This window comes from Arcobacter iocasae (genome assembly GCF_042214795.1).
Lineage (GTDB): Bacteria > Campylobacterota > Campylobacteria > Campylobacterales > Arcobacteraceae > Arcobacter > Arcobacter iocasae.
The window spans coordinates 1,556,656-1,573,796 of record NZ_CP090177.1 but is presented as its reverse complement, the minus strand read 5'-3'; the positions used below and the strand labels follow the sequence as shown (position 1 = coordinate 1,573,796).

Below are 17,141 nucleotides of genomic sequence, written 5' to 3'. Positions count from 1 at the left end.
TAATCTCATTACTCTGAAAGGAGGTGATCCAACCGCAGGTTCTCCTACGGTTACCTTGTTACGACTTCACCCCAGTCGCTAAATCCACTGTGGAAGGTAGCTATTTTAGCATCCCCGCTTCGAATGAATTCAACTCCCATGGTGTGACGGGCGGTGAGTACAAGACCCGGGAACGTATTCACCGTAGCATAGCTGATCTACGATTACTAGCGATTCCAACTTCATGTAGTCGAGTTGCAGACTACAATCCGAACTGGGAGGCATTTTTGAGATTCGCTCCACGTCACCGTATTGCTGCTCTTTGTATACCCCATTGTAGCACGTGTGTAGCCCTGGTCGTAAGGGCCATGATGACTTGACGTCGTCCTCACCTTCCTCCTACTTGCGTAGGCAGTCTCGTTAGAGTTCTCAGCCGAACTGTTAGCAACTAACGACGAGGGTTGCGCTCGTTGCGGGACTTAACCCAACATCTCACGACACGAGCTGACGACAGCCGTGCAGCACCTGTATGAAAGCTCCTGCAAGCAGGCACCAATCCATCTCTGGAAAGTTCTTTCTATGTCAAGACCAGGTAAGGTTCTTCGCGTATCGTCGAATTAAACCACATGCTCCACCGCTTGTGCGGGTCCCCGTCTATTCCTTTGAGTTTTAATCTTGCGACCGTACTCCCCAGGCGGTACACTTAATGTGTTAACTGCATTACTGCAAGGTCTAGCCTCACAACAACTAGTGTACATCGTTTAGGGCGTGGACTACCAGGGTATCTAATCCTGTTTGCTCCCCACGCTTTCGCGTCTCAGCGTCAATTGTGTTCCAGTAGATCGCCTTCGCAATCGGTATTCCTTCTGATATCTACGGATTTTACCCCTACACCAGAAATTCCATCTACCTCTCCCACATTCTAGGTTAACAGTTTTGGAAGCAGTTCTATGGTTGAGCCATAGGATTTCACTTCCAACTTATTTACCCGCCTACACGCTCTTTACGCCCAGTAATTCCGAGTAACGCTTGCACCCTCCGTATTACCGCGGCTGCTGGCACGGAGTTAGCCGGTGCTTATTCATATAGTACCGTCATTATCTTCCTATATAAAAGGAGTTTACGCACCGAAATGTGTCATCCTCCACGCGGCGTTGCTGCATCAGACTTTCGTCCATTGTGCAATATTCCCCACTGCTGCCTCCCGTAGGAGTCTGGACCGTGTCTCAGTTCCAGTGTGACTGATCATCCTCTCAAACCAGTTAGGTGTCATTGTCTTGGTGAGCCATTACCTCACCAACTAACTGATACCGTACAGGCCAATCCTAGAGCCATAAATGTTTCCCTTGCAGACTTAGGTCTTAAAGGCATATGGGGTGTTAGCAGACGTTTCCATCTGTTATCCCCCTCTCTAGGGCATGTTACCTATATATTACTCACCCGTGCGCCACTTAGCTGACAATTATAGCAAGCTATAATCCGTTCTCGTTCGACTTGCATGTGTTAAGCACGCCGCCAGCGTTCACTCTGAGCCAGGATCAAACTCTCCATAAATGTTTAGTTTAATCATGACTAGTGTCTAACTCTTTTATCTAATCTTCCTAAAAAGATTAATTGCAATTGTTTACTGACATTACTCATTGTTTTTTTAATAGACGAGAATTGTATAAATTCTCTTGTTTTATATCATATTCGGTTTATAAAAGTTACTTACTTCTTAAAACCGTAGTTTGTTAAAGAACATCAACCCTTTGCGACGTTTGTCACTCAAATTGGACGGGAATTATAATAGGTTTTTTTGTCTTTGTCAAGCGCTTTTCTTTAATCTTGGCTTAAATTTTGAAAAAAAATCTTTTTTGCATTAGTTTTTCTTCCCATAGTCGATTTTTTCGCCATTTTTGTCATATAAGGGATACTTTATTTCATTTTTCTTCATTTTAGAAATAATTGCTTTTTCTAAATCTATATTGTGTGAATAACAAATTCTTAGCAAATAAACTGCAATATCTGCAATTTCTTCTTCTAAATGCTCTTTTTTTGACTTATCTAAATTTAAGCTTTGGTCTTCATTTAGCCATTGAAAAATTTCAACTAGTTCTGCTGTTTCTACACTAAGTGCCATTGCTAAATTTTTTGGATTGTGAAATTTATCCCAATCCCTTTCATTTGAGAATCTTAAAATCAGTTCTTTTATTTTATCAATGTTCATAATTATTGCTCCAATCTTTTGAATTCTTCTATTATGTCATTTATATTTTCACTTCCAACAGAAATTCTAAGTATATCTTTTGGTAATCCAATCTCAATTAATCGTTTTGAACCTTCTTCACTTTTTACATAATCATAATGTGCAAGATAAGTATAAGGCATAAGAAGTGTAAATTCTGTGCCAAGGCTTGGTCCTTTTGCAAAATTTAGATTATCATATATAGATTCAAATGGTTTATTAAATGTTACAGAGATAAGTCCTGTATATGAGTTATCATCTTTCATTATTTGTTTATATTCAAATTCGTTTTCATCATTTAAACAATAATATATTTTATCTATATAAGAACAGGTTTTTAAATATTCAACCAAAGCTTTTGTATTTGAACTAATTTTTTTAACTCTTTTCTCATAATCTTTTATTTCAAAAGCTATTCTTTGAATATCTTTTATATATGCTTTATCACAATGTTTAAAGAACTCTACACTCATATGAGAAAGTTTTGACTTTTGATTTAAAATAATTGCACCCATTAGTACATCTGCATTACCTGAAGCAAATTTTGTAAGAGACTCCACATATATATCTGCATAATTATTTAAATTTATATTATATGGTGTTGCTAATGTAGAATCAACAACCAAAGGAATATTATATTTTTTGCAAAGAGCGTTTAATCTTTTCATATCAACACATAATAAAAGAGGATTTGTAGGAACTTCTGTGATTATTGCACTTACTTTAAAGCCATTTTCTTTTAAGTACTCTTCTAATAAATCTAAATTTTTTACATCAGGGAAAACTTTTGATTGTTCATAATAGTGTTTTACTATATTCATAGTATCTAAATATAACCAACCAAGTTGAACTAAAATATCCCTTCCATTTTTTCTTTGGATATTTTTCAAACCTTTTACAACACCATACATAGCATTCATACCAGAAGGGGCTAAGGTAATATTTTCTTTTGCTTGATTATAAGCTTTTCCCAAAGTTGAAACTACTAAATCAAAAGCAAGCTCTTCTTTTTCTATTTCTTCTTTATGTTTTGAATTTATCAATGCAATATTATATAAATAATCTTCTGCAAGTCTTGAAGATAAGTTGTACCCAACATGTTGTATAAACATTAAAACTCTTTGAAGTTGACAAGTACCATTTTGTACCAATATTACGCCAAAGGGTTCATCTATCTCTATTTTATTATGAATAAAATATTTATCACTTAAAATATCAACAGCTTTTTGTGAACTTAAAAGTACCACTTCATAAGAATCATTTACTTTATACTTTTCTTTTATATATTTTGCAAGGATTCTTAAATATGGATGCATAGTAAACCTTGGATAACCAGATTTAATTTTTTCCATAGCTTCGCCAAAACCCTCTTCATAATCAATTACATCTTGAAGTTTTGGCATACTTACACTTACGGCATGAACATTATTTTGTGGCAGTGTTTCACCACATACTATAGGCTTAAACGGGCTATTATTCATCTATTTTAATGCTTGCTCAATATCTTCTATTAAATCTTCAACATTTTCTAATCCAATAGAAAATCTAACTGTACCATCACTTATTCCAATTGCAGCTAATTCCTCTTTTGAAAAAGAAGCATGTGATATTTTTGCAGGAATTTCTACTCTAGAATCAGGACTTCCAAAAGAACATTTTTCACCAAAGATTTTTGTGTTTTCAATAAACTTCTCTGCAAAATCTTTATTTATAAACTCTGCACAAAAAACTCCTGGAATATAATCCATTTGATAAGTTGCAAGTTTGTGTTGAGGGTGCGATTTTAAACCTGGATGCATAACTGCTTTTATAAAACTTTGTTTTTCCAAAAATTCAGCTATCAATATAGAGTTTTTTTGATGTTCTTTCATTCTTATTTTAAGAGTTGGTATTCCTAAGCTTATTAAAAATACATCCATTGGATTTTGACTTCTACCATGGGCATTTGCATAATAGTGAAGTTCATCAGCCAATTCTTTTGTTTTTGCAACAATTGCACCAGCTACTACACTTCCATGTCCTGAGATATATTTAGTAGTAGAGAAAAGTGAAAAATCAGCACCCATATCAAGTGGCCGTTGTGAAATAAAAGTTGCTAGTGAATTATCAAGTGCAAAAAGAGCATTATATTTTTTTGCCAAAACAGATACCATACCTATATCAATTATTTTAAGACCAGGATTTGTTGGTGATTCACATAAAACTAAATCAATTTTATTGTTTTTTAAAATTTTTTCCAATTCTGGTTCACTTAAAAAATCAGCAAAATGTACTTTAATATTATATTTTCCTTGGAAAACTTTTAATAATCTAAAAGTTCCTCCATAACAATCAGATTCTACCAAAACTTGAGAGTTTGCTTTTAAAACTGTTTCAAATAAAAGTGATACTGCACCAATTCCTGTATGTGTACAAACGCAACCTGCTCCATTTTCTACATCTGTAAAAAGATTTTCTAAAGCTTCTCTTGTAGGATTATCACTTCTTGTATAATCATATATCTTTTCACCATCTTGTTTTTTTAAATCAAAGGTTCCTGTGTTGTATATAGGAAAGTGCGAAGCACCGTACTGGTCTTGGATTGTAGCAAAATCTTGCAGATGAGAAAGTTTTGTTTCTAGGTGTTTTTTCATAATAAGCCTAATAATTTTTTGTTTATTATATCTAAGGATTTATAATCATTTGATATAAGTTAATTAATTTTTTATTATGATGCTATAAAATGGGTAGTTTTAAAGAGGAATATTTAGAGTTAAAAACTCTAAATATTCTTAATAATTATTTTGCTGTTGAACAGGCTGATACACCAGGAGGTGTAGTTGGTTGAATAGAAGCATTTTCTGCTTTTTCACTTACATTATCAATAAATTCAATTAATGTTTCAGCGGCTTTCATATATCTTTTTGCAGAAATTGATTCAGGATGGAAATATACGATTGGCTTACCATTGTCTCCACCTTCTCTAATAGCAGGTTCAATTGGCAAGTTTCCTAAAACAGTTGTTCCGTACTCTTTTGCTAGGGCTTCACAAGTACCCATTCCGAAAATATCAGATTCTGTATTACATGTAGGACAAATAAATCCACTCATATTTTCAACAATTCCACCAACTGGAATATGAAGTTTTTTAAACATATCTAAACTTCTTCTTGAATCATCAAGTGCTACATGTTGAGGAGTTGTAACATTTACACCACAAGTTACAGGAACACTTTGAGCCAATGTTAATTGTGCATCACCAGTTCCAGGAGGCATATCAATAAATAAAATGTCTAATTCTTCCCATAAAATATCTCTTAGAAGTTGTTGGATTGCCTTCATAATCATAGCACCTCTCCAAATAAGAGCTTGTCCCTCTTCCATAAGTGATCCCATAGACATAACATCTACACCATAAGCATGGAATGGTTTTGCTTTATTTCCGATTACTTCAACTTCTTTACCTTGTAATCCGAACATTCGAGGAATATTTGGTCCATAAATATCAGCATCTAAAATACCAACTCTTTTACCTTGCATAGCAGCAGCTACTGCTAGGTTAACAGTTGTAGTTGATTTACCAACTCCACCTTTTCCTGAAGATACCATTACAAAATTTTTAATTTGTGGAGCAATATTTTTTCCACTTACACTATTACTTGTTTGTTTTGGTGCTTCTGGTTTTTTTACTTGTAAATCTAAATTTGTAACACCAATATTTTCTAATACTTTTTTAATATTAGTTCTTATTTCATGTTCTACTTCTTGTACACTTGAAGTTATTTCTACAAGTATACTTACAGCATCACCATTTACTTCAACATTTTTTAAAAATCCAAACTCTACAATTGATTTTGTAAAACCTGGGTAAATTACTTTTTCTAATTCTTTTTTTATATCAGCTACATTTGCCATCAATACTTCCTTCAAATTATTATTCAATTTTTTCGCATTATAGAGAAAATAGGATAATTTTTATCTTAATTAAAAATCATACTTATTTTACCATGATTTATAATTAACTTTACTTGATATTTCAAAGCCATCATCCTTTTCATTTATAAAAAACTCATGGGTCTGACAACTTTTTGTTTTCATTACTTCAATAATTTCTTCTGCTTTTTTAAAAGCATCTTCTTTATTATAATACTCAAAAACTTCATCATACTTAAACCTTCTTATACAATGACAAGGTTTAAGTACTTTTACATTCACAAAATTATCTTTAAACAGCTGCTTTCATAGCTTCACCGTGTTCTTCAACGATCTTTTGAGTGATTTTGTATGAACAAAATTTTGGTCCACACATTGAGCAAAATTCAGCTTCTTTAAATACATCTTGAGGAAGTGTTTCATCATGATACTCTTTAGCCCGATCTGGATCTAAACATAGTTCAAATTGTTTGTTCCAATCAAAAGCATATCTAGCATCAGACATTTCATCATCAATATCCCTTGCACCTTTTCTTCCTCTTGCGATATCAGCACTATGAGCTGCTATTTTATATGCAATAATACCTTCTCTAACATCTTGGGCATTTGGTAAACCTAAATGCTCTTTTGGTGTAACATAACAAAGCATACTAGCTCCATGCCATCCACCAACAGCTGCACCAATTGCAGATGAAATATGATCATATCCAGCAGCAATATCAGTAGTAAGTGGTCCTAAGATATAAAAAGGAGCTTCATGACAATACTCTCTTTCTAATTTCATATTTCTCTCAATTTGATTTAAAGGAACATGTCCTGGACCTTCAATCATAACTTGAACATCTTTTTCCCACGCTCTTTTTGTAAGCTCCCCAAGTATTTTTAATTCTGAAAGTTGTGCTTCATCAGAGGCATCAAATAGACATCCTGGTCTTAAACTATCCCCTAAAGATAAAGATACATCATGTCTTCTACAAATATCTAAAATCTCATCAAAAGCATCATAAAAAGGATTTTCTTTATGGTAGTGCATCATCCAAGCAGCCATAAGTGAACCACCTCTTGATACTATTCCCATCTTTCTTTTTGCAACATGAGGCATAAATTGTAATAAAAATCCTGCATGAATTGTAAAATATGAAACACCTTGTAAAGCTTGTTTTTCTAAAACTTTTAACATAACTTCAATTGATAAATCTTCAATTTTGTCTTTACAGTCATGCAAAATTTGATAAATTGGAACTGTCCCAATAGGCACAGTAGAATGCTCAATTACTGCACTTCTAATAGAATCAAGGTCACCCCCAGTACTAAGGTCCATAATAGTATCAGCACCATGTTTTAAACATACATCAACTTTTTCAACTTCACCTGCAATGTCTGAAGCTAAAGCAGAAGAACCAATATTTGCATTAATTTTACAACTTGATGCCATTCCTATTGCCATTGGTTTTAAATGTTTATGATTTACATTTGCAGGAATAATTAATCTTCCCCTTGCAATTTCACTTCTAACCAATTCTGGTTCAATTTTTTCTACTTTTGCAACATATTCCATTTCTGGTGTAATCATGCCCTTTTTTGCATAATGCATCTGAGTTCTTACTTCATCATCTTTATGATTATCTAACCAATCTCTCATAAAATATCCCTATATAAAAATTTTCCTGATTATATCAAGTTAAGTTTATAAAAACTTAATCTATTAAATTAATTTTGTTTTATTAATATTCTATAGTCATTTTTCTATATTTCACTAAAATAACTCAAGGCTATATATTCAATGTTAAAGAGAAATAATTAATAAAATATATACATTACAGAAAGAAGATAATTTAATATACTATATAAATGAAAGAAAAATTGGTATAATATTTAATAATAAAAATTTTATTAGCATAATTGTTGGTAAAGTTTGAGATTAATAAAAATAGTAAATAAGTTCATATGGAAATTATTATTTGCATAACATTAATACACCATTGTGCATATGATAAAAACATAAATAAGGCAATAATAAGTAAAAATAATCTATTATTTTATGAACAATAGGGAAATAAATGAAAACTGATATTATAGAAAAAATAGAATCGCTACCACCTTTACCAAATAGTGTTATCGAATTAGAAAATTTTAGAAGACGCCCAGAAAAAGAACCTGTCGAGCTTTTAAAGATTATTGAGCAAGATCCACTTATTATTACAACTCTTCTAAGAGTTGCCAATTCTGCAATGTTTGGATTTAGAAGTGAAGTGGAAACTCCAAGTCGAGCTGTAAATTTACTTGGAATAAATTTTACTATTTCTATTGCCCTTGGTTCTGTAGTTCAAGATTTAATAAAATCAAATTTAAATGCCTATAATATATCAACTGATGATTTCTTGATGGCATCAAACTTAGCCTCTAATATCATAAATAATTGGGTTGGTGAAATTGATTTTGGACTTAAAGAAGATCTATTATTACCAGCATTTTTACAAGAAACTGGTAAATTTATTATCTCTGAAATAATTCAAGAACAAAATAAAACTGAAGAGTTCCAGGAAGCATTAAAAACAGCAGAAGGGAGCTTATCTAGTATTGAAGAATCTTTTACTGGGTTTTCATGTTCTAGAATTACTGCAAATATTTTCAAACACTGGAATTTAAGTCATAATCTTATTTTTACTATTGGATTTGTAGGTAATATTGAACAATGCCCAGAAGAGTACCAAAGAAAAGTTAAAATACTTGAAGTAGTAAAAGTTTTAACTGATATAAGGAATCCATTAGGTGATGAACATGTTGAAAGAGCTTTGGAATTAGCTACAAAATATAATCTTGAAATTGAACCTTTAGTAAATGCTATTGATAGAATCAAAGAAAAGATGAACGAACAATAATTTCATAATAATTAACTAATTTTCTAACTTAAATTTTTCATAAGTAACATTAGTTATAATTTGTAACTTTTTTACACAAGGGGTATTGTTGTCTAAAGTTACTTTATTAATATTATGTGCTGGGAACTCTACTAGATTTGGGCTTAATTGTAAGAAACAATGGTTAAGAGTAGGAGATATTCCTTTATGGTTATTTGTTACTAAAAACATTATTTCTTATTATAATTTTGACAAAGTAGTTATTACTGCTTCAAAAGATGAACTATCTTACATGAAAAACTTTTCAGATGAATATAACTTTATTTTAGGCGGAGAGACTAGACAAGAGTCTATGACAAATGCTTTAAAAATAATTGATTCTGAGTATGTAATGGTTACTGATGTTGCTAGAACTTGTGTACCCAAAGATGTTATTTTAGACCTTATTTCAAATAAAGAAAAAGCTTCATGTATTGTTCCTGTTTTAAATGTAGCAGATACTGTTGTATTTAAAAATGAAACAATCAATAGAGATGAAGTAAAACTTATACAAACTCCCCAACTTTCAAATACAAAAATTCTAAAAAAAGCCCTTGATACTGATACTTTTTTTACAGATGATAGTTCCGCTATAAAAAACATCAATGAATCAGTTTTTTATATAAAAGGAAGTATAGAAAGTAATAAGTTAACTTTTCAAGAAGATCTTAAATCAACCCCTTGTCTTGAGGCACCTTCAAATAATTTCTTTACGGGATTTGGAATAGATATTCATGCCTTTGAAGAGAATAAACAAATGGTACTTGGTGGAGTTAAAATTGATAGTGAAGTGGGATTTAAAGCGCATAGTGATGGAGATGTATTAATTCATTCGGTAATTGATGCACTTTTGGGAGCTTGTGGAGCAGGTGATATTGGAGAGTTTTTCCCAGACACGGATGATACATATAAAAATATTGACTCAAAAGTATTACTTGAGAAAATAGTAAACTTTATTTATAGTGTTGGTTATGAGATAATTAATGTAGATTTTACAATCCTTGCACAAAAACCTAAAATAAACCCTTTTAAATTTCAAATTAAGAAGTCTATGGCACAACTATTGAATATTGATATGCAATATGTAAATGTTAAAGCAACAACTGCTGAAAAACTTGGCTTTGTTGGAAGAAGTGAAGGTGTTACAGTACATAGTGTTGCAACATTAAAATATTTTGATTGGAAGAATAAATGAATATATTGATAATAGAAAATGAGATTTATCTAGCACAAAAAGTTGTTTCAAGAATACTTGATGATGGTCATTCTTGTGATTTTGTTGAAATGCCAAATAATAATTTAACAAAAGATTATGACATGGTTTTATTATCAACTTCACTTCCTAGTGAAATGGTAAAAAAAACTATTCAAAAATATAAAAACTCTATTATAATCTTGCTTGTTTCTTATATTAGTGATGAAACTGTTACTGAACCAATCAATGAAGGTGCAAAAGATTATATTATGAAACCATTTATTATGGATGAATTAATAAGAAAAATTTATCACTACAAAGAGTGTAGACAGATGAAACAAGAGTTATCTACTCTTAAAACATATGTTGAATTTTTACTTGAAGAAATTGATACAACTGGTGTTAATATATCACACTCTTTACCAATGCTTGTGGAAACAAATTCACAAAGATGTACAGATAAGTTAGCATTTGAGATATCAAAATCTTTAAAACTACCAATTAGATTTATAGCCCTTGATAGTCCAACTTGGCAAAAAGAGTTATCAACTATTACAAATAAAGAAGTAGTCTACCTAACTGATTACCATTCATTAAAGAAAAGTGCTAAAGATAATGTTTGTATTGCAATAGAGCATAAAAACTGTATTATTAGTTCCTTAGAAAAAGAAGTTGATTTTCCATTTCCAAAAATTGAATTTATGAGACCTGATATGTTTATGTTAAATAACAATATTATGACAATAAATGACTATGTTAAGATGATGGTTATATCGTTTCAATCAAAATATCCTGATACTGAACTATCTAAAAAACTTGGTATTTCTAGAAAATCACTTTGGGAAAAAAGAAAAAAATTAGGAATTGAGAAGAAAAAATAATGAGAAAAGCTTTTTTAACTCTTTTTTATAGTGGATTATCTCCTAAAGCTCCAGGTACTGTTGGTAGCTTTGTTGCCTTGATTTTGGGTATATTTCTTTTACAATATGTTCATGTGTCAACACTTTTTTTACTTTCACTTTTAATTTCAGTTATTGCAATTAAACAAATCAATATCTACGAAAAAGAAGTTGGAATGCATGATGGTAAAGAGATTGTCATAGATGAATTAGCTGGAATGTGGCTTGCCCTTTCAATTTGTGGTATTACAAATGAAAATATGTTTTATCTTGCACCTTTAGCATTTCTGTTCTTTAGACTTTTTGATATTTGGAAACCATCAATTATTGGCAAAATTGATAAAAATGTAAAAGGTGGATGGGGAGTTATGGGTGATGATTTAGTTGCAGGACTTGCGGCTGGTATTGCTTCTGCTGGAGTGTATCAACTATTATTAAAGTTTGTTCTTTAATTAATAGTGTTTTTTATTCATCTGCACAATTTTTGCAGATAGTTCTATAATAACATTTTTATAAAATTTTGAAATACTAGTTTGTTCTTTAAAGTCTTTAATTCGAAAGGCCAATACTAATGTATTAGACTCTCCTGACTCAACAGTAGCACTTCTAGGTTCTCCTGTAAGTCTCATCATTTCACCAAATAGCGCTGGTTTATCAATTGTAGCAATTCTAACACTTGACCTTGAATCTATTTGCTTTTTTCTATTTATATAAAGTTTACCTTTTAGTAAATAATATATATAATTTCTAGTAGTTTCACCCTCTTGAAATATGATTTCTTTATTTTTGTATGTTATGATTTTTACTTCTGTGATTATCTCTTCAATTTCATCTTTACTTAGAATAGAAAAAAATGGTATTTTACTACTAAGTTTAAGTAGCATTTTCATTGCATCAATTTCTTTATTAGCACTGTTTTGAGCTAATTGATTAGTAGTTCCTGTATTCTTTTCTAAAGATTCCATATTAGTCCTTAAATATACAGTTAATTTTATTAATTTACCATCTCAGCAAATTGTTTAAAGATGTACTTAGAGTCATGAGGTCCAGGACTAGCTTCTGGATGATGTTGAATTGAATAAATATTCTTATTATTGTATCTCACACCTTCAATTGTATTATCAAATAGATTTTTATGAGTTACTTCCGCAATTTTTATAATATCATCAGGAACACTATAATTATGGTTTTGTGCAGTTATCTCAACTACACCATTATTTGCAACAGGATGGTTACCACCATGTTGTCCAAATTTAAGTTTATAAGTATCAAAACCATGTGCGATAGAAAGCATTTGATGCCCTAAACAAATTGCAATGATAGGAATATCAGTAGCAATTAATTTTTGAACTTCTTCTTTCTCTTTTACTAAAGTAAGGGGATCACCTGGTCCATTTGATAAAAATACACCACCAATCTCTTTTGCTTCATATCTAGTTATTAAATCATCAGCTTTAAATGATGAAGGCACAACTTCAACTTCAAGTCCTGATTCAACTAACTCATTTAAAATATTTCTTTTTACACCAAAATCTATAACAACTATTTTTTTATCACTCATTACAGCTTTATTATAAGAAAGAACTTGGTGATTCCAAGCTCCATTTTTATGAATATATGGCTCTTTAGTACTAACTTCTTCTATATAATTAATATCTTCTATTCTAGGACTTGCAGTTAATTGTTTAGCTAATTCTTCTTTATTGGAAATTTCTGTAGATGCAATCATCATCATCGCACCTTCATCTCTAATCATTTTAGTTAAATATCTTGTATCAATATCTTTTATACCCAAAACATTGTGCTCTTTTAATAAAGAACATAAATCAGATTCACCTCTATAATTTGAGTATTCATGATGATAATTTCTAACTATTACACCTTTACAAAAAGCTGTACTACTTTCCATATCATCTTTATTTACTCCTACATTTCCAATTTCTGGCATAGTAAAAGTTACGAATTGTCCAGCATAACTTGGATCTGTGATTATTTCTTGATATCCAGTTAAAGATGTATTAAATACAATTTCTCCAACCGTTGTACCTTTTGCACCAAAAGAATTTGCTTCTAGAAATGTCCCGTTTTCTAAATATATCCATACTTTTTGCATATTACATTAACCCTCTTTTTATTAACTCTTCTTCATATAATCTATGATAAACAATATCATACTCGTCTGTACCTTGTATCAATTTTCTTTTGTAATTTTTAATTTTTTCATATACTGCATCATCTGCTTTTTCAAAACCTTCTAAAAATTGACTAATAGAGTCAAAAATTACATTTTTTACTTTATTATCTGAAACAGTATAATGAATATAATCTTCTTCCCAAAGAAAATCTAATAATTGATGTGAAATATCTGAAAATCTATCATCATTATTTAATATAACCCCAAACTCATTTGCAAGTCTTTTTTTAGTCATCCAAAAAAGTTGTCTATAATCGGCATTTAAGAACTCTATTTCTTCTGCTTGTTCTGCTAATATTTCATCAACCTTTTCATCTAAATCATGCTCTTTTTCGATATCTATATCTAAAATTCTTTCCACTTCTCGTGTGATTTCTTCTTTAGTTTTTCTTACTTCTACAAATTCACAATTTACCAAATCTCTTGATATTCTTCTTGCGATATAAGGTGTATGATGTAATTTCATTTTCATAAATGTTATCCTCTAATTATAGTATCGTCTCGCTCTGGTGATGTAGAGATTATACCTACTTTTACACCAGTTAATTCTTCAATTTTATTTATATATTTTTTTGCATTCTCAGGTAAATCTTCAAATTTTCTTATACCTGCTAGTTTATCCCATCCGTCAAACTCTTCATAAATAGGTTTTACATTATTTAAATCAGATGGCATATAATCTATTCTTTTTCCATCTAAATCATATGCAACACAGATTTTAACTTTTGGGAAACCATCTAATACATCAAGTTTCATTAATGACAATTGATCACAACCATTTAACCTAGCAGCGTGTTTAACAGCAATTGCATCAAACCAACCACATCTTCTTCCTCTTCCTGTTGTAACACCTACTTCTTTTCCAATGTCAGCTATTTTTTGTCCATCTTCTGTGAAGTCTTCAGAAGGAAATGGTCCATTACCAACCCTTGTCGTATACGCTTTTACAATACCTGTTACAATACCTATATCTTTTGGTGAAATTCCAAGCCCTGTACAAGCTCCTGCACTTACACAAGAAGATGAAGTTACATAAGGGTATGTTCCATGATCAATATCTAATAAAGTACCTTGAGCACCTTCTAATAATATTTTTTTATCATTATCAATTGCATCCCAAATCATATTTGTAGTGTTTGCAATAAAAGGTTCTAGCTTTTCTTTATATGAAGTTAATAATTCAATTAACTCTTCTTTATTTGGAGTATCTATTTCTAAAACATCAAAGATAGCTTTACTTTGTGCAAAATAATCAAGTATTCCACTTGCTAATTTACTTGGGTTTAAAAGTTCCCCTACTCTAAAACCAGTTCTACTGATTTTTTCAGCATAAGCAGGTCCAATTCCTTTTCCAGTTGTTCCAATAGCTTTATCACCTTTTAGTCTCTCTTTTGCTTGATCAATTAAGGCGTGATAAGGAAGATTTAAATGTGCTTTATCAGAAATAAAAAGTCTTCCTTCTAAATTTTTAAATTGTTCCATCTCTTTTATAATTGATGATGGGCATAAAACAACACCATTTCCAATTATATTTATTGCTTTTGGATTTAAAACACCAGAAGGAATTAAATGTAAGGCATATCTAACCCCATCTACCCAAATCGTATGTCCTGCATTGTGACCACCTTGGCTTCTACAAACTACGTCATAGTTTTGGGCAAGCATGTCAACCATCTTACCTTTACCTTCGTCACCCCATTGAATTCCTACTATTAAATCAGCTTTACTCATTCCCTTAATCCTCTAAAATTTTTAATAAATTATCTGTATAAAGTGCAAAACCTAATGAACTAATTCCATCAGCACTATATTTTCCACCTTTGCATATTACAAAATTGTTATGTATAACTCTAAAATAAACATCATCATAATACTTTAAACTTCCATGATATAATGGAGCAATTACTAAATTATCATACTCAATTTGTGATGCAGTATTTAAAAGTTTTTCTAAATGAATTTTTATTTCACTTGGAACTAATAATATACATTGTTTTAAGTCTTCAATACTTTTTACTCTAATCAAAGAGTTTAACCAAGCTACATCTAAATCAAATAATTGCGCTATTTCACCATTTTTAAAAAGTTCAATATCTATATTTAAAACTTTTGATACAAGTTTTGGAATATTTATATTTGATAACTGTAAAATTGGTTGAACATTAATACTTTTTAAAATATCTGCTGTTAAATTTAAAATATCACTTATGTTATCATGATCTATCCATTCACATCCTATTTGATACTGCTCTTTTGATGGATAAGAAAATATAGGTTGAATATAAAACCATTTTTTGTGCTTTGTAGTTCTTCCTAATCTTTTTGTAATAATTCTTACCACATCTAAAGAAGAATCTGCTCTTAAAGATACTTGATTATTTTGAATATCTGAAAAACTAATTAATTTCTTTTCATCTTCTATTGATTGATGTTGAGAATATGAAAAATTAGGAGTAACTATTTCTTCAAAGTTATTTGAATATAAAATATCACTAATTTTACTTTCTAACTCTCTTTTTAATTTTGCAGTTTTTCCAAAATAAAGACGACTTCCTTTTGGTATCTCATGAGCATAAATCATTCATTACCTTTAAAAGTAACCATTGCAAATATTTTATTTGCTGTTCCATCAAATGGTCTAAGACCTAACTCATCCATTGCTAATTCTACTGCATTTACAGCCCAAGAAGCTTCAAAATCTTCTACAAGCCCCATGTGATTGATTCTAAAAATAGAATTTTTAATATGATCTTGTCCACCTGCAATATTTACATTATATTTTGTTTTTAAAATTTTTCTAATAGCTGGAGCATTTTCTGTATAAATTGTTGTCATAGCATTTGCTGGTGTTTTTGGATATATTTCGCAGCCAATTGCTTTCAAAGCTTCTCTTGTAGCTTCTGCTCTTAAAGCTGTCTTTTCATATAAACCATCAAATCCACCATTACTTTTTATATGCGTTAAAATCTCTTTTAATCCAATAATTAAAGTTGTTGCTGCTGTCCAAGCTGTTGTATTTGTTTTTTGTACTTTTATTTCTGTTGCTAAATTAAAATAATACCCTTTTGATAGAGTTTGTATTTTTTCAACAGCTGCATTGCTTAATCCAATCATTGCAAGACCAGGAGGAAGCATTAGTGCTTTTTGACTACCAGTAATTACAGCATCAAGATTTGTTGTATCAATTTTTTCTACACCAACGGCAGTAATTCCATCAGCTACAATCATAATATCTTTATTAAATTCTTTTACTTTTTTTGCTAGTTCTTCTACTGGATGTCTAAGTCCTCCAGCACTTTCACATATTTGTATAAAAATGGCATCAATTTCACTGTCATTTCTTAGTGTTTCCATTACTTTTTTAACACTAACAGGGGTGTTCCATTCATTTTTTATTTCAGTATATGGTAGGTCATAAGCTTTGCAAATTTTTCCAAATCTCTCACCAAATTTACCTGAGTTAATTGTAAGAGCTTTTTTATTTGTTAAGTTTAATATACAAGCTTCCATTGCACCTGTTCCACTAGAAGCAAGCATCACAACCTCATCCATTCCGTATAATTCTAATAATAATTCTCTAGTTTGTCCAAAAATAGATTCAAACTCTGGTGTTCTGTGATGAATAGTAATATCAGCCATAGCTTTTCTTACAAATTCTGGTACTGGAGTAGGACCTGGAGTCAATAACATTTATTTTCCTTAATTTTCTTTCATTTGAGTAAAACGATAGATTTTATCTAAAAATATATTATTAATTGGTTAAACACAAATTAGGAAATTTATATTAAAGTTTGTGAAAAAAACTTGACAAAGCTAATATTATTCTATACAATAT

Annotated in this window: 16 protein-coding genes and 1 rRNA gene; 4 read left to right on the top strand and 13 right to left on the bottom strand. The window is 30.7% G+C overall.

The window, feature by feature from the left end; translation table 11 throughout:
- Positions 1–16: 16 nt before the first annotated feature.
- The 7 genes from LXN10_RS07895 to thiC all read right to left on the bottom strand — a co-directional run bounded on the left by LXN10_RS07895 (position 17) and on the right by thiC (position 7,760).
- Positions 17–1,533: ribosomal RNA gene (locus LXN10_RS07895) — 16S ribosomal RNA — on the bottom strand.
- A gap of 307 nt (positions 1,534–1,840) precedes the next feature.
- Positions 1,841–2,188 carry a nucleotide pyrophosphohydrolase gene (locus tag LXN10_RS07890; RefSeq protein WP_375725306.1) on the bottom strand — a complete coding sequence of 116 codons (348 nt, stop codon included), beginning with the start codon at positions 2,186–2,188 and terminating at the stop codon, positions 1,841–1,843.
- A gap of 2 nt (positions 2,189–2,190) precedes the next feature.
- Positions 2,191–3,687, bottom strand: coding sequence for a PLP-dependent transferase (locus tag LXN10_RS07885; protein ID WP_375725305.1), 1,497 nt, complete (start codon positions 3,685–3,687; stop codon positions 2,191–2,193).
- Positions 3,688–4,839 carry a trans-sulfuration enzyme family protein gene (locus tag LXN10_RS07880; protein ID WP_375725304.1) on the bottom strand — a complete coding sequence of 384 codons (1,152 nt, stop codon included), beginning with the start codon at positions 4,837–4,839 and terminating at the stop codon, positions 3,688–3,690.
- 145 nt (positions 4,840–4,984) lie between these two features.
- Positions 4,985–6,100 carry a P-loop NTPase gene (locus LXN10_RS07875; RefSeq protein ID WP_375725303.1) on the bottom strand — a complete coding sequence of 372 codons (1,116 nt, stop codon included), beginning with the start codon at positions 6,098–6,100 and terminating at the stop codon, positions 4,985–4,987.
- A gap of 87 nt (positions 6,101–6,187) precedes the next feature.
- Positions 6,188–6,400, bottom strand: coding sequence for a hypothetical protein (locus LXN10_RS07870; RefSeq protein ID WP_375725302.1), 213 nt, complete (start codon positions 6,398–6,400; stop codon positions 6,188–6,190).
- Between the two features lie 10 nt (positions 6,401–6,410).
- A complete protein-coding gene (gene thiC / locus LXN10_RS07865) occupies positions 6,411–7,760 on the bottom strand; it encodes a phosphomethylpyrimidine synthase ThiC (RefSeq protein WP_375725301.1) in 1,350 nt (449 codons plus the stop codon).
- A gap of 418 nt (positions 7,761–8,178) precedes the next feature.
- Between thiC and LXN10_RS07860 the strand changes: the two genes are divergently transcribed.
- From LXN10_RS07860 to LXN10_RS07845, 4 genes are all read left to right on the top strand, one after another.
- Positions 8,179–9,000, top strand: a complete 822-nt coding sequence (locus LXN10_RS07860) for an HDOD domain-containing protein (protein ID WP_375725300.1) — start codon at positions 8,179–8,181, stop codon at positions 8,998–9,000.
- Between the two features lie 88 nt (positions 9,001–9,088).
- A complete protein-coding gene (locus tag LXN10_RS07855; protein ID WP_375725299.1) occupies positions 9,089–10,213 on the top strand; it encodes a bifunctional 2-C-methyl-D-erythritol 4-phosphate cytidylyltransferase/2-C-methyl-D-erythritol 2,4-cyclodiphosphate synthase in 1,125 nt (374 codons plus the stop codon).
- On the top strand, positions 10,210–11,094 hold the full coding sequence (locus LXN10_RS07850) for a response regulator (RefSeq protein ID WP_129101653.1): 885 nt from the start codon (positions 10,210–10,212) through the stop codon (positions 11,092–11,094). Before LXN10_RS07855 ends, LXN10_RS07850 begins: the two co-directional genes overlap by 4 nt.
- On the top strand, positions 11,094–11,564 hold the full coding sequence (locus LXN10_RS07845) for a phosphatidylglycerophosphatase A family protein (RefSeq protein WP_375725298.1): 471 nt from the start codon (positions 11,094–11,096) through the stop codon (positions 11,562–11,564). Before LXN10_RS07850 ends, LXN10_RS07845 begins: the two co-directional genes overlap by 1 nt.
- On the opposite strand, the gene LXN10_RS07840 is transcribed toward LXN10_RS07845, so the two are convergent.
- The 6 genes from LXN10_RS07840 to LXN10_RS07815 are packed head-to-tail and all read right to left on the bottom strand — an operon-like array spanning position 11,565 to position 16,996.
- Positions 11,565–12,077, bottom strand: a complete 513-nt coding sequence (locus LXN10_RS07840; protein WP_375725297.1) for a Crp/Fnr family transcriptional regulator — start codon at positions 12,075–12,077, stop codon at positions 11,565–11,567.
- 29 nt (positions 12,078–12,106) lie between these two features.
- Positions 12,107–13,225 (bottom strand): glutamine-hydrolyzing carbamoyl-phosphate synthase small subunit, encoded by a 1,119-nt coding sequence (gene carA, locus LXN10_RS07835; RefSeq protein ID WP_375725296.1) that lies wholly within the window; start codon positions 13,223–13,225, stop codon positions 12,107–12,109.
- Between the two features lies 1 nt (position 13,226).
- Positions 13,227–13,778 carry a DUF507 family protein gene (locus tag LXN10_RS07830; protein WP_013134050.1) on the bottom strand — a complete coding sequence of 184 codons (552 nt, stop codon included), beginning with the start codon at positions 13,776–13,778 and terminating at the stop codon, positions 13,227–13,229.
- A 5-nt stretch (positions 13,779–13,783) separates the two neighbouring features.
- Positions 13,784–15,037 (bottom strand): adenylosuccinate synthase, encoded by a 1,254-nt coding sequence (locus tag LXN10_RS07825; protein WP_375725295.1) that lies wholly within the window; start codon positions 15,035–15,037, stop codon positions 13,784–13,786.
- A 4-nt stretch (positions 15,038–15,041) separates the two neighbouring features.
- Positions 15,042–15,887, bottom strand: a complete 846-nt coding sequence (locus LXN10_RS07820) for an ATP phosphoribosyltransferase regulatory subunit (protein ID WP_375725294.1) — start codon at positions 15,885–15,887, stop codon at positions 15,042–15,044.
- The gene (locus LXN10_RS07815) at positions 15,884–16,996 is read right to left on the bottom strand and encodes a pyridoxal-phosphate-dependent aminotransferase family protein (RefSeq protein WP_375725293.1); all 1,113 of its coding nucleotides are present in this window, start codon (positions 16,994–16,996) and stop codon (positions 15,884–15,886) included. Before LXN10_RS07815 ends, LXN10_RS07820 begins: the two co-directional genes overlap by 4 nt.
- Positions 16,997–17,141: the final 145 nt, after the last annotated feature.